General features: G+C 32.2%; 15 protein-coding genes and 1 riboswitch. Of the genes, 12 read left to right on the top strand and 3 right to left on the bottom strand.

What is annotated here, in order from left to right:
- Window positions 1-22 precede the first annotated feature (22 nt).
- A complete protein-coding gene (fur, locus tag KA900_RS06475) occupies window positions 23-469 on the top strand; it encodes a ferric iron uptake transcriptional regulator (RefSeq protein WP_096809611.1) in 447 nt (148 codons plus the stop codon).
- A 45-nt stretch (window positions 470-514) separates the two neighbouring features.
- Window positions 515-1,393: a site-specific tyrosine recombinase XerD gene (gene xerD, locus KA900_RS06470; RefSeq protein WP_242692936.1), complete on the top strand. Its 879-nt coding sequence runs from the start codon at window positions 515-517 to the stop codon at window positions 1,391-1,393.
- 93 nt (window positions 1,394-1,486) lie between these two features.
- Here the strand turns inward: xerD and KA900_RS06465 are convergent, their stop codons facing one another.
- Window positions 1,487-1,993, bottom strand: coding sequence for a DUF309 domain-containing protein (locus KA900_RS06465; RefSeq protein ID WP_096809615.1), 507 nt, complete (start codon window positions 1,991-1,993; stop codon window positions 1,487-1,489).
- Between the two features lie 92 nt (window positions 1,994-2,085).
- On the opposite strand from KA900_RS06465, the gene KA900_RS06460 reads away from it, so the two are divergent.
- The 6 genes from KA900_RS06460 to KA900_RS06435 all read left to right on the top strand — a co-directional run bounded on the left by KA900_RS06460 (window position 2,086) and on the right by KA900_RS06435 (window position 7,742).
- Window positions 2,086-2,820, top strand: coding sequence for a segregation and condensation protein A (locus tag KA900_RS06460; RefSeq protein WP_096809616.1), 735 nt, complete (start codon window positions 2,086-2,088; stop codon window positions 2,818-2,820).
- Window positions 2,804-3,352 carry an SMC-Scp complex subunit ScpB gene (gene scpB, locus KA900_RS06455; RefSeq protein WP_096809618.1) on the top strand — a complete coding sequence of 183 codons (549 nt, stop codon included), beginning with the start codon at window positions 2,804-2,806 and terminating at the stop codon, window positions 3,350-3,352. The genes KA900_RS06460 and scpB overlap by 17 nt, the downstream gene beginning before the upstream one ends.
- Window positions 3,345-4,082, top strand: coding sequence for a pseudouridine synthase (locus KA900_RS06450; RefSeq protein WP_096809620.1), 738 nt, complete (start codon window positions 3,345-3,347; stop codon window positions 4,080-4,082). The genes scpB and KA900_RS06450 overlap by 8 nt, the downstream gene beginning before the upstream one ends.
- 137 nt (window positions 4,083-4,219) lie before the next feature.
- A complete protein-coding gene (locus KA900_RS06445; RefSeq protein WP_096809622.1) occupies window positions 4,220-4,945 on the top strand; it encodes a response regulator transcription factor in 726 nt (241 codons plus the stop codon).
- Complete coding sequence (locus tag KA900_RS06440) at window positions 4,929-6,701, top strand: ATP-binding protein (protein ID WP_245339164.1); 1,773 nt, start codon at window positions 4,929-4,931, stop codon at window positions 6,699-6,701. Before KA900_RS06445 ends, KA900_RS06440 begins: the two co-directional genes overlap by 17 nt.
- Window positions 6,702-6,997: 296 nt before the next feature.
- A riboswitch (FMN riboswitch) is annotated at window positions 6,998-7,132 on the top strand.
- Window positions 7,133-7,196: 64 nt separating this feature from the next.
- Complete coding sequence (locus KA900_RS06435) at window positions 7,197-7,742, top strand: ECF transporter S component (RefSeq protein WP_096809626.1); 546 nt, start codon at window positions 7,197-7,199, stop codon at window positions 7,740-7,742.
- A gap of 198 nt (window positions 7,743-7,940) precedes the next feature.
- Here KA900_RS06435 and KA900_RS06430 read toward each other — a convergent pair whose 3' ends face one another.
- The gene (locus tag KA900_RS06430; protein WP_019468351.1) at window positions 7,941-8,189 is read right to left on the bottom strand and encodes a ferredoxin; all 249 of its coding nucleotides are present in this window, start codon (window positions 8,187-8,189) and stop codon (window positions 7,941-7,943) included.
- Window positions 8,190-8,298: 109 nt separating this feature from the next.
- Here KA900_RS06430 and KA900_RS06425 point away from each other — a divergent pair, with 109 nt between their 5' ends.
- The 4 genes from KA900_RS06425 (at window position 8,299) to ypdA (ending at window position 13,399) form a co-directional block, all read left to right on the top strand.
- Window positions 8,299-9,264 carry a helix-turn-helix domain-containing protein gene (locus KA900_RS06425; RefSeq protein ID WP_107644067.1) on the top strand — a complete coding sequence of 322 codons (966 nt, stop codon included), beginning with the start codon at window positions 8,299-8,301 and terminating at the stop codon, window positions 9,262-9,264.
- Complete coding sequence (locus KA900_RS06420) at window positions 9,251-10,630, top strand: RecQ family ATP-dependent DNA helicase (RefSeq protein ID WP_096809629.1); 1,380 nt, start codon at window positions 9,251-9,253, stop codon at window positions 10,628-10,630. The genes KA900_RS06425 and KA900_RS06420 overlap by 14 nt, the downstream gene beginning before the upstream one ends.
- 146 nt (window positions 10,631-10,776) lie before the next feature.
- Window positions 10,777-12,249 carry an elastin-binding protein EbpS gene (ebpS, locus tag KA900_RS06415; protein WP_232164813.1) on the top strand — a complete coding sequence of 491 codons (1,473 nt, stop codon included), beginning with the start codon at window positions 10,777-10,779 and terminating at the stop codon, window positions 12,247-12,249.
- Between the two features lie 163 nt (window positions 12,250-12,412).
- Window positions 12,413-13,399 (top strand): bacillithiol disulfide reductase YpdA, encoded by a 987-nt coding sequence (gene ypdA, locus KA900_RS06410; RefSeq protein WP_096809633.1) that lies wholly within the window; start codon window positions 12,413-12,415, stop codon window positions 13,397-13,399.
- Window positions 13,400-13,494: 95 nt separating this feature from the next.
- Here the strand turns inward: ypdA and KA900_RS06405 are convergent, their stop codons facing one another.
- The gene (locus KA900_RS06405) at window positions 13,495-14,469 is read right to left on the bottom strand and encodes an asparaginase (protein WP_210139397.1); all 975 of its coding nucleotides are present in this window, start codon (window positions 14,467-14,469) and stop codon (window positions 13,495-13,497) included.
- Between the last annotated feature and the right edge of the window lie 29 nt (window positions 14,470-14,498).

The raw sequence follows: 14,498 nt of genomic DNA, 5'->3' as shown, positions 1-14,498 counted from the left end.
TTAGTAGGGGAGTGAGGCTTCCGTGGAAGAACGTTTAAATCGCGTGAAGCAGCAATTACAGCAATCATCTTATAAATTGACTCCACAACGCGAGGCAACTTTGAGAGTTTTAATTGAAAATGAAAAAGATCATTTAAGTGCTGAAGATGTTTATTTAAAGGTCAAGGATAAGGCGCCAGAAATTGGACTTGCAACGGTTTATCGTACACTAGAATTATTAGCAGAACTCAAAGTAGTTGATAAAATAAATTTTGGCGATGGCGTAGCTCGTTTTGACTTAAGAAAAGAAGGTGCAAAACATTTCCACCATCATCTAGTTTGTATGGAATGTGGGAAAGTAGAAGAAATCGAAGAAGATTTGTTACCTCGTGTGGAGGAAAGAGTCGAAAATGAGTTTAATTTTAAAATATTAGACCACCGTTTAACGTTTCATGGTGTATGCGCTTCATGCCAAGCTAAAGGAAAATAAATCGAAAATGACTATTTCAGAAATAGAGGTAGTATAGTGAATAATATGATAGATGAATATTTAAAATTTATACAACTTGAAAAAGGATTAAGTGTAAATACAATAGGCGCATATCGCCGCGATTTAAAGAAATATGCTGAATTTATAGAATCACGCAAAATCAGCCATATAGATTTTGTAGATAGACAATTAATTCAAGAATGCTTGGGACACCTTCATGATGAAGGTGCCTCTTCGAAATCATTAGCTCGATTTATTTCAACCATACGAAGCTTTCATCAATTTGCTTTAAGAGAAAAATACGCTGCCAAAGATCCAACTGTATTAATTGAAACACCTAAATATGATCGTAAATTACCAGACGTATTAGAAGTCGAGGAAGTACTTAGATTATTAGAAACACCTAATTTATCTAAAAATAACGGTTATAGAGATAGAACAATGCTAGAATTGCTTTATGCTACAGGTATGCGCGTTTCTGAACTTATCCAAATTGAATTAGAAGATATTAATTTAATTATGGGGTTCATACGTGTATTTGGTAAGGGGAATAAAGAACGTATTGTACCATTAGGCGATACAGTTATTGAATTTTTAAATACTTATCTTGAAACAGTTCGACCTCAACTTTTAAAAAACACTGTAACTAATGCACTATTTTTAAATATGCATGGAAAACCTTTATCAAGACAGGCTATATGGAAAATGATTAAACAAAATGGTATTAAAGCAAATATTTTGAAAACTTTAACACCTCATACTTTAAGACATTCATTTGCAACACACCTGCTGGAAAACGGAGCAGATTTACGTGCAGTTCAAGAAATGTTAGGGCATTCTGACATTTCAACTACGCAATTGTATACACATGTGTCTAAATCACAAATTCGTAAAATGTATAACGAATTTCATCCACGAGCATAAACACAGACCAGTTTATTCGGTTGAATAACTAGTCTGTGTTTTTTAACATAGTATATGTGGAAAATATAACTTCAATAAAAAGCCACTATAATTTTATTGTGCATTATGTCGCGCTTGTAATGCACGTTGTCTAGCAGCTTCAACTTCAGTACGATCTCTTTTTAAATGGTGATCTATAATATAACTATCTTCTATTTTATAAAAAGTCACTATATAATTAGGATATCTTTTTAATATGTCTTCTTCCATTTCGTTTGTAATAGGTAATTGAATTGGCGTAAAAGTTCGTTCTCTATTAACTGTGTTTATCAAAGTTTGTATTTGCTGTTGATATGCTTGTATATCAAGACCAATGTTTAAAGCTGAATCAAATTTTCGAATCACACTTAATGCCTTTTTAAAAGATTTAACAGCGCCTACAAAATTTTGTCTTCTGTAATGATAACAACCTGTCGCAGTTAAGATTAAACTAACAATTGCGTCCTCTTTACTATAATGCGGGTTTGCTTTCCAAGCATCTTCTAAAATGTCATGACAAAGAAAGTAATGTTGTTGCGTATGAAATTGAAAATAAAAATCTTGTAATGCATTTCTTAACATGAATATCGCTCCAAATTTAAATGTTTATACTAAACATGCTATAATATTTTAGTGAATTCCGCACTTAACTTGCTAATATGAGGTAGATAAAAATGTATGAAGTAAAACTCGATGCCTTTAATGGACCTTTAGATTTATTATTGCATCTTATTCAAAAATTTGAAATTGATATATATGATATTCCTATGAAATCATTAACAGAGCAGTATATGCAATATATACATGCGATGAACCGATTAGAAATTAACGTGGCAAGTGAATATTTAGTTATGGCATCAGAATTACTTATGATTAAAAGTAAAATGCTATTACCTCAATCAGAAGACGTTGAGGATATAGACGATGATCCACGTGAAAATTTAGTTGAACGATTAATAGAATATCAAAATTATAAAGCGTATACAGTTCTTTTAAATGAAAAAAGAGCAGAAAGAGAACAATATTATGCTAAACATCCAACTGATTTAACGCATTTAGAATCAAATGAAACTTGGGATTCAAACCATACGATTGACTTAACTGAATTGATCATCGCCTATCAAAAAGTAAAAAATCGTGTCGAATATCAAACGCCTAAAACAGTCGATATTCGAAAAGATACATTTACAATTCAACAAGCTACTTCTCAAGTTACCAAACGTTTGAAAGATCATGAATCATTTAACTTTTTTAGCTTATTTAATTTTACTGAACCATTAGAAATGGTGGTTACTCATTTCCTTGCAATACTAGAAATGTCAAAATCAGGTATTGTAAATATAGAACAGCAAAAAAGCTTTGAAGATATAAATATTTTAAGAGGAGTTAACTATGGCATTGAACGATAAAGGAGTTCTAGAAGCATTACTTTATACAGCTGGGGATGAAGGACTTGAAGAAAAGCAAATTCTAGAGATATTAGAAATTGATCAAAATACATTGCATACTTTAATCACCGAATATGATGCTTCTGGGCTAGAGATCCAACATTTTGGCAATAATTATGTACTTACAACAAAAAAAGATGCTTCAGAATATATCGAAAAATTAATAGAACAAAAATCAAAATTGAAATTATCACAAGCAGCTATGGAAGCTTTATCTATTATTGCATATAATCAACCCTTATCTCGTAGTGATATCGAAATGATTAGAGGCATTAATTCAGATGGTGCCGTTAAAACTTTGATAGCGCGTGGTTTAATTGAAGCGAAAGATGAACAAGATTCTAGAAGCCAACAGCTATATACAACAGAGTTATTCCTAAATGTATTCGGCATTGAACATTTAGATGATCTACCAACTACAGATGAAGAAGATGAAGAAATTGAAGCTTTCTTTAGTAACTTAGTCAACCAAAAAGGAGATAATAATGAGTAAAGAAATAGAAAGATTACAAAAACGTATTGCAAACAGCGGTTATACTTCAAGACGTAAAGCTGAAACCTTAATCACAGAAGGTAAAGTCAAAGTAAACGGTGAAACAGAAACTGAACTAGGTACAAAGGTAAAGCCTACTGACACGGTGGAAGTAGAAGGCGTTAAATTGGAACAAGAAGATAAATTATATATCCTTTTTTATAAACCAGCGCAAGTGATTACGAGTGTGTCTGATGATAAAGGTAGAAAAGTAGTTACTGATTACTTTAAACAAATCAAAACAAGGATTTATCCAGTTGGTCGTTTAGATTATGATACATCTGGTTTACTATTGCTAACGAACGATGGAGAATTCACAAATTTAATGACGCACCCACGTTACAAAATTAAAAAGAAATACGTCGTTAAATTAAAAGGTTATCTTATGCGTGAAGAAGTTAAAGCGTTAGAACAAGGCATTAAATTAGAAGATGGTAAGACGCAACCTGCCAACGTAAAAATTAAAAATCAAGATAAAGACAAAAATTCAACGCTTGTAGAGATTACAATAACGGAAGGACGTAATAGACAAGTTAGACGTATGTTTGAGCATTTTGGTTACCAAATATCAAAATTACAACGTATAGAATTTGGGCCTTTAGATTTAAAAGGATTGAATGCTGGTGAAGGCAGAGTGCTTACACCGCATGAAGTAAAAGTATTACGTCAATTGGCTGAACATGGTCATTAATTGTGAGAACCTATAGGCAACAACCAGATATTGATAAAAAATTCACAAACTTTTCATTCTTAAGCACTTTTATGCTTCAACCTATGATATAATGTGATTGAAATTGAAAGATAGCAGTGTGGGAGGGTACGAAACCTATGTCAAACGAAATACTTATCGTTGATGATGAAGATAGAATCAGACGATTATTAAAATTGTACTTAGAAAGAGAATCTTTTGAAACACATGAAGCTAGAGATGGACATGAAGCGTATAAAATGGCAATGGAACATGATTATTCATGTATTTTATTAGATTTAATGTTGCCAGAGATGGATGGTATTGCTGTTGCATCTAGATTAAGAGAACATAAAGAAACACCTATTATTATGTTAACTGCAAAGGGTGAAGAAACAAATCGAGTAGAAGGATTTGAATCCGGTGCAGATGATTATATCGTTAAACCTTTTTCACCTCGCGAGGTTGTATTACGTGTCAAAGCTTTATTAAGACGCACTCAGGTAGCACATACAGAACAAAGCGAACCCCATGCACGAGATTTAATCGAGTTTGAACATCTTGTGATTGATAATGATGCGCATAGAGTACTGGCTGATAATAATCAAGTAAACCTGACACCAAAAGAATATGAACTTTTAATCTTTTTAGCGAAAACACCAAACAAAGTCTTTGATCGTGAACAGCTTTTAAAAGAAGTCTGGCACTATGAGTTCTATGGTGATTTGCGTACAGTTGATACACATGTAAAACGTTTAAGAGAGAAATTAAATCGAGTTTCAGAGAATGCAGCTCAAATGATTCAAACCGTTTGGGGTGTGGGTTATAAATTCGAGGTTAAATCTGATAATGAACCGACTCAATAATGTCGTAGTAAAACTGTGGTTAACTATAATCTTTATAGTAACGACAGTTTTAATTTTATTAAGCGCAGCCCTTATAACGTTTATACAATCTTACTTTACGCAAGAAACAGAGGATTCATTACTCAAAGATGCAAAAAGAATTAGCTATTTGGTTGAAAGTTCAGATGATAAAGCAACAGCTATTAGACACAGTAAATCATTAATCGAAGGTCCAGTAGGTCTGATTATTATGAATAACAAGCACATGGATAGTGCAAATAAAGATGAAACTAAAGAAAAGATGTTCAGAGAAATTAAAGATAATAAAGATTACGAAAAAGTATTCGACAAAGGAGAGCAAATATCAGAACACGTCACGGTTGATATAAAACAACAACAAAAGACATATGTATTAATTGGCTATCCATCTAAAAATCTTGATTCCAGTCAGCATAATAGCAAGTACAGTGGTGTATTTATTTACCAAGATTTAAAAACGATTGAAGATACAAACAATGTCATTACTGTCATTATTTTAATTATTGCTATAATCTTTTTAGCTATAACGACAGTATTTGCATTTTTCTTATCTTCTCGTATCACAAAACCACTTAGAAAATTAAGAACACAAGCACTCAAAGTTTCTAAAGGGGACTATGCACAAGTTGTTCCTGTTAATTCACGAGATGAAATAGGTGAACTTTCACGGGCTTTTAATACGATGAGCTCTGAAATACAACAACATATAGATGCACTATCATCTTCTAAAAATATACGAGATAGTTTAATTAACTCGATGGTCGAAGGCGTACTAGGATTTAATGATAAAAAAGATATTATTATATCTAATAAAATGGCACAAAACATTTTAAAAATATTGGATAAACATGATTTAGAAAAACTAGATCGTCAAAACGAATTAACATTTAAAACAAAACAAACACAATTCGAAGAATACGAGATTAGCACACGTTATTTTGTTATTATTTCAAGTTATATCGAACAAATACAACCAGACGGTAGAAGCGGTATTGTTGCAATTATTCGTGATATGACAAATGAGCATAATATTGACCAGATGAAAAAAGATTTTATTGCTAATGTATCACACGAACTCCGCACACCCATTTCTTTATTGCAAGGTTATACAGAATCAATCGTAGATGGTATTGTAACTGAACCTGAAGAAATACATGAATCATTGTCTATTGTACTGGACGAAACGAAACGTTTAAATCGTTTAGTAAATGAGTTACTCAATGTAGCACGGATGGATGCTGAAGGGTTAACCGTAGAAAAGGTTGTACAACCCATCGATCCGTTATTAAACAGAATGCAACAAAAATACCAAAAACAAGCAAATGATTTAGGTTTAACTATGAATTTAAATCCCAATACTCAGAATCAATTGTGGTATTTTGATACAGATAGAATTGAACAAGTGCTAACTAACCTTATTGATAATGCTACTAGATATACTGAACCTGGCGATTTAATTTCAATTAGTTATGGCGAATCTGATAATGAAAATATACTTTATATCACTGATACTGGTTCTGGTATAGCACCTGAGCATTTACAGCAGGTATTTGATCGTTTTTATAAAGTTGATACTGCACGTAAACGTGGCAAACAAGGTACTGGCTTAGGGTTATTTATTTGCCGTATGATTATTGATGAACATGGAGGCTCTATAGAAGTAAAAAGTGAACTAGGTGAAGGTACGACTTTCATTATTAAACTACCAAAACCAGTGGATCACGATATTAGTAAATAAATTTGCTAACATATAATTGTAGCAATCTCTCTTAATATTAAATAATTCAGAAATAACGTATTTAATTTAGAAAGAATGGGCAATAAGTTAAACCTGTATCATTTTATAACCATTCCATATTTGTATTTAAAAGTACATGGATACCTTCATCTAAAGTCGAGGTTAGAAATCAGTTAACATATTCTGTTTTCTAATCTCGTTTTTAATTTTATAAATGCTACTGTTTTAATGAATAAGAGCATGTCTGTTGTTTTTATCTGAGTAATAGGCTATGATATATTTATAAAAATTAAGAAATTCATCTTCGGGGCAGGGTGTGATTCCCAACCGGCAGTAAATAAAGCCTGCGACCTATTTATCTTTTAAAGATAGATGGCTGATCTAGTGCGAATCTAGAGCCGACAGTATAGTCTGGATGGGAGAAGATGGAGGGTTTTTGTTATGCAATTAAATCCTCCTTTTCTATGCAAGGTGAATGGAAGGAGATAATTTAATATGCAACAACAAACCAAAAGACTTATTACAATAAGTATGTTAAGTGCGGTTTCATTTATTTTAATGTTTATCAAATTTCCGATACCATTTTTACCACCGTATTTAACGTTAGATTTCAGCGATATTCCAGCATTGTTAGCTACTTTTAGCTTAGGCCCAATAGCAGGAATTATTGTATTGTTTATAAAAAACTTGCTTAATTTTTTGTTTAATATAGGCGATCCAGTTGGCCCTATTGCCAACTTTTTAGCTGGAGCAAGCTTTATTTTAACAGCTTTTTACGTTATCAAACATAAATCTACAATTAAAACACAAGTGGTTGGCTTTAGTATAGCTACGATTGTCATGACAATCGTCTTAAGTATTTTAAACTATTTTGTTTTATTACCGCTTTACGGAATGATAATGAACCTTTCTAATGTAGTTGAAAACATTAAAATCGTTGTTGTTTCAGGCGTTATTCCTTTTAATATTATTAAAGGAATCATTATTTCATTAATATTTATACTTTTATTCAAACGTTTAAAGCATATTTTACCTAAATAAATATATATAATAACCATAAGAAAGCTGGATGAAACCCATTTTATAAATAGGAGTTCAAAGTCCAGCTTTTTTTATGATGTGGTCTTATGGATACAATTATAAAACTAAATTGATTATTTAAAAATAAAAAAACCCAGCGTTTTCATTTGTTTAATGACTACACTGAGTTTTATAAGATGTTTTATTTGAATAGATGCTTTATTCAAATTTTAAAGGGTCTCCGTCAAATGATTCTTCTTCAATTTTAATGGAATCTGTTGGGCAACCTTCTAATGCGTCTTCCATATCTTCATATAATTCTTCTGGTACTTCTGCAGTACCTTGGTTGTCATCTAGTATAACGTACGCGATACCTTCGTCATCGTAATCATATATATCAGGGGCAGCAGCACCACAAGCACCACATGCAATGCATGTATCCATATCAACAATTGTATATTTAGCCAATTTCTTCGCCTCCTTTAACAAACATGCTACACTAATAACACAATTAGTATTGTAGTTACTGTTTTAAATTTTTTCAAATGTTTTCGTTTTATAAAATGAGGGAGTAAACATGTATAATATAATTCACTTATCACTTACACAAGCACACAATTACAAAACTGAAAAAAGCATATATAATATTATCACAGGGAAAAAGTCTCATCAAACCTTTTTTGACGCCTGTAGTCAGCAACTCTTATCATTGTATCATAGCTTACCCAACCTAAAGTATCCATCATTTGTGGGAAATGTTCATGATTTCAAAATGAACGAAGATTCGGAACAACGTATACGCGTTCATCCGCGCCATACATACGATAGCTTATTAAATACATTTAAAGCAATTCAACTGCTAGTCCAAACAGTTTCTAATACAGAACATGGGATGTTTCAATTTATCCCTGTTACCCATCACAGTACAATTCAACAACGGGTAAAAGCAGTATATAAGGAAATTAAAAACGCTGACACACAATATAAATTAATTGAAGAGTTAAATGTTTTATTCAAATCGATTATAGAAAAAAATAACACACTTTACATACACTATTACTTGCAAGGTTTTGAAGAAAGCATGTATACACGACAGCAAATCAGCCTAATAGAAAATGTCTCTCAAAAAAGACTGTTTGAATTAGAATTAAATGATTTGGTCATGATGATGTTTGAATTAGAAGAACAAGCAAAGTATCCCATTTTAAACCAGTTAATCATACTACCGACACTATTATTTAAGACTGAACAAACGTTTAGCGGAATTAAAAATGGTCTGAGCTTTAATCAATTAGCAAATATGCAAAACGTTAAGCCTAATACAATTGAAGACCATATATTAGAGTTATTTATAAAAGGTTATTTATCTAAATACAAAGATTATTTAAATAGTCAACATGACACTTCATTTTTAAGATTTTATATCGGAAATCGTGGTGAGCGGTTAAGAAATTATAAAGAAAAATTTCCAGAACTCAGTTATTTCGAAATTAAATTATTGATTGTTGGATTTGAAAGAGGTGATTTAAATGTTACAACATGAATTACAGAAGTGGTTCGGGTTTGACTCGTTTAAACCTGGACAGCAAGCAATTATCGAACATGTACTCAATGGCAAAGATACTTTAGGCATATTACCTACAGGTAGTGGGAAGAGCCTTTGTTATCAATTGCCAACTTATATTAAGCAAAAACCAACACTTATTATTTCACCCTTAATATCTTTGATGGACGACCAAGTTATGCAATTAAAACTTCATGGTGAACACTATGTTTCGTGTATTCATTCTGGTTTAGATGAAAATGAAAAACAACAAAATATGCAATTATTAAAACATAGTCGTTTTATATTTTTAAGCCCAGAATTTTTGTTGCAACCGCATAATTTCAAACTCATTCAAAACTTGGATTTAGGCTTGATTGTTTTAGATGAAGCACATTGTCTTTCTGAGTGGGGATACGATTTCAGACCTCATTATGCGCTTGTGGGCAAAATTATCGACCATTTTCCTGAAGCCAATGTACTTGCATTAACTGCTACAGCTCCGCCATATTTAACATCTGACTTAAATCAGATGCTAAATAAAAACTTCATTATTGTAAAAACTACAATGAATAGAGAAAACATATCTCTAACCCATAAAAACTTCGAAGACGATCATGCTAAGTTAAAATGGTTGCTACCACTTTTAGAACATTCAGGACCGACTATTATATACGTTTCATCAAAAAAAATGTGTCTCAACTTAGCAAAAGCAATTTATCAGTATGGGTTTTTAACAGGTATTTACCATGGAGATTTAACTTATCAAGAAAGGCACACAGTTCAACACCAATTTATAAACAACGAAATCCCAATTATTGTTGCAACAAGTGCATTTGGGATGGGCATCAACAAAAAAGATATTCGCACTATTATACATTTCCATTTAACTACTAGTCCATCTAATTATATGCAAGAAATTGGACGTGCTGGCAGGGATGGTGCATATAGTCAAGCTATAAGTCTTTTCCAGCCAGATGATAGTTACCTATTAGAAACGTTGCTGTTCGCTGATGTTATTACAGAAGAGGATGTAAACACTTTTGAGTTAGGCATGTTTTTGCCTCCAGAAAAGATAGAAATATTAGAGGTTTTATTTAGCTATTACTCTATTAAACAATTACGGCATATCTTTGCGACTGCGTTTCAAAGGAAAAAACAAGGCTATCATCGTATGCTGGGCTATAAACAGTTAGATCAATGTCGAAGAGCTTATATGGTTGAATTTTTTGGAGAGGAATTATCAGAAAAACCAAACCACTGTTGTGATAATGATTCAGAATTAATTGATATAAATATCGTAAATAGAAAAAAAGTAAAAAGAAAAATGGATTATAATGAAAAATTACAAAATCTTTTCAAATAAAAGATAAATGCTTTACTTCCGTTTTTCAATCAAGCTATAATACTAAATACATACTCATTTTATAGTTGTTTTATATATATAATTTATACATATTTACTACTTTTCAGGGTAAAACTGTATATAATAAATTAAAATACGGAAGGATGATGAATTTGTCTAATAATAATTTTAAAGATGATTTTGAAAAAAATCGTCAATCCATTGATCCAAAAGAACACAAGGATGATGTAGAGAACTCTGTCAATGATTCCGTTGACAATGTAAAAGAGGAAGTTTCTGATAAAAAAGACGAACAATTCCCTCCAAGAAATGCTCAAAGGAGACAGCGTAGAAGAGAAACCGCAACGCATCAAAATGAAGATAATCAATCTAATATTGATGAAAAAGACAGTACATCTAGTCAAGTTGACGCCGATCAACAGCAAGATAATGATACATCATCAAAATCAAATGAAATGAATAAAAACCAAGACCCTTCGGAAAATAATAATATTAATCAAAATCGCAGTGAAAAAGAAAATACAGCAGCTCAAGACAAGCAAACTAAAGATCAAAGTAGCAAGAAAAAAGGCGCTGCTGCCACTGGTGGTGCTGCCGCTGCTGCAGGTGCTGGCGCATACGCTGCGAAAAAACATAAAGATCAAAATAATAACGATGGAAAACAAAACAATGAAAATGAAGTAAAAGAAAGTAAGAAAGAGCAATCAAATAACGCTGCTGCAGGCGCAGGTGTTACCGCTGCTACAACGAAGAAAGATAATCAATATGATAGTTCTGATAAAAACAATACCTCTGAAGATAATAATCAACATAGTGATAAGAAAAAAGGCGCTGCTGCCGCTGGTGCTGCAGGTGTTGGCGCTGCAGGTGCGAGTGCCGCTCATTCAAATGCTTCTGGTGGTAATGATGGCAATAATGATAACAATAACGATGATAAAAATGATGACGACAATAATGATGAAAATAACAAGAAAAAAGGCGGTTTATTCAAAAAAATATTGCCTATTATTGCTGCAATCCTCATTTTAGCTGCAATTGGAATTTTTGCTGGTATGGCCTTAAATGGTAATAATGACGATAGCAATAGTGATGATAAACAAGTAGCTGATAATAAAGATAAAAATGATGATTCTGATAAAGACAGCAAGAAAGATTCTGATAAAGATTCTGGTAGCGATAAATCTGATAAAGATGATGACCAATCAGCATCAGATAATAGTAATGATAGTTCAAACCAAGCAAATTCTGGTTCAGAAAGTAATGCATCTAACAATCAAGATCAAGCTGCTACTTCTGACCAAAATAATCAAAACAATCAAAGTGACCAATCACAACAAGAAGATCAAGCCACTAATCAAAGTGACGGTTCAAATGGTTCATATGACCAAAATCAGAATGCGAACTCGCAGAACAATCAGCAAGATAACCAGCAAAATGATCAAGCATCAAGCAACAATTCAGGCCAACAAACACATACTGTAAATGGGCAAAACTTATACAGAATAGCAATCCAGTATTATGGAAGTGGCTCAACTGAAAATGTTGAAAAAATTAGAAGAGCAAATGGCTTACAAGGCAACGATATTCATAATGGCCAGCAACTAGTTATTCCAGAATAATGTTTGCTTATGATTTAGCAATAAGAGTAGGAATAGGAAATCAAATCTAATTTTGATTTTTGTCCTACTCTTATTTTTATTGTAATTAAATTTTCAAATTCTATCTCTTGGCTTTTTTTTATGTCCTGGTATAATAAATGGGTGGTAAAAGGAGGACAAAAATATGCAAACAGTAGAAAGTATTATCATAGGAGGCGGTCCTTGTGGTTTAAGTGCCGCTATTGAACAAAAGAAAAAGGGAATCGATACATTAGTAATTGAAAAAGGGAATGTTGTAGATGCTATTTATAATTATCCAACACATCAAACTTTCTTTTCTTCTAGTGATAAATTAAGTATTGGGGACATTCCATTTATTGTCGAAGAAAGCAAACCACATCGTAATCAAGCACTAGTCTATTATAGAGAAGTGGTCAAACATCATCAATTGCGTATCAATGCTTTCGAAGAAGTCCTTACTGTTAAAAAAATCAATAATCGATTTACGCTTACGACTACTAAAGACGTTTATCAATGTAGATTTCTGACGGTAGCTACAGGGTATTACGGTCAACATAATGCGCTTGAAGTAGAAGGTGCAGAGCTACCAAAAGTGATGCATTATTTTAAAGAAGCACATCCTTATTTTGATCAAAATATCGTCATTATCGGTGGTAAAAATTCAGCAGTAGATGCAGCACTTGAATTAGAAAAAGCAGGCGCTCATGTGACGGTAATCTATCGCGGCTCTGACTATCCGAAGGCCATCAAACCTTGGATATTACCAAATTTCGAATCATTAGTAAGACATGAAAAAATTAATATGGCATTTGAATCTGACGTTACGAAAATCACTGAAGAAAGTGTCATTTATGAACAAAATGGTGATTTAATTGAAATTCCTAATGATTACGTTTTTGCTATGATTGGTTATCATCCAGATTACAATTTCTTAGAATCAATCGGTATAAAAATTAATAGCAATGAATATGGAACAGCACCCGTTCACAACAAAGAAACTTATGAAACAAATGTCGAAAATTGTTATATAGCTGGTGTTATTGCTGCAGGAAATGATGCTAACACAATTTTTATTGAAAATGGTAAATATCATGGTGGTATTATCACTCAAAGTATATTAGCTAAAAAACAAACACCACTGGAGTCTTAATTTATTAAAAAAGAGTGAGACAAGTTACATAAAATTTAAAATCGGTTTATTCTAAAGTTTGTAATGTGACAAGTCTTACTCTTTTTTGATTTATCTTATAATGGCGCTTCAAAATATTTTTTTAATTGTTCGTCATTTAAATGATTACTTAAACCGATTAAAAGTTTTAATCTTGCTTTTTGGCCGTTTAAGTCATTTGAGAAAATGACGCCTTTTTCTTCTAACGTTGCTCCGCCCCCTTCATAAGCATATATAGGACCTACAATACCGTTAAACGATCTCGACACAAGTATAATAGGGATATTATTCCGTAAACATTGATTTAAACCTTCTAAGCAAGTGGGAGGCAAGTTGCCTTGACCCAATGCCTCTATAATGATGCCATCAACTCGGTTATCACTATGAAAAGTTAGTACGTCGCTTTTCATACCCATATACGATTTAACAAGTGGTATATTTAGATTTTGGTTTATCTCCGTTAATACTAAATGTTCAAATGGGCGGTGATGAAATTGTACACTTTGTTTAGTGATTACACCTAATGGACCGTGATTCGGGCTCTGGAAAGTATTTGTATTGGAAGTATGGGTTTTGGTAACATTTCTAGCTGTATGGATTTCATCGTTAAAGACAACCATAACACCCATGTTCATTGCTTCATCACTTATAGCTACTCTAATTGCAGACAAAAAATTATAAAGTCCATCTGCGCCAATTTCGTTTGAGGAACGCATTGCACCAGTTATAGCAATTGGCTTAGAAATATTTAGTGTTAAATCTAATAAATAAGCTGTTTCTTCTAAAGTATCCGTACCATGCGTGATAACGTAACCATCATAATAGTTCTCTTTTTCAGATTTTATGATAATTTGTTTTAATTCCTCTACATATTTAATATTCATGTGTGGCGAAGGTACATTAAAAGGTGTTATTTCAGTCACATCAGCATATTTTTTTATAATATTTTGATGATTGGAAATAGGATTATCAGTATTCGTTACGACTTTATTTGATTCATCTTGAGACATGCTAATTGTACCGCCAGTATGTATGACAAGAAGTTTTTTCATGTGTGCATTCCTCCTATTTATAAAATACA

The sequence above is a fragment of the Staphylococcus sp. GDY8P120P genome (genome assembly GCF_017892065.1).
Classification (GTDB): Bacteria; Bacillota; Bacilli; order Staphylococcales; family Staphylococcaceae; genus Staphylococcus; species Staphylococcus nepalensis.
The sequence above is the reverse complement of the archived record's forward strand: the minus strand, read 5'-3'. Positions and strand labels throughout refer to the sequence as shown.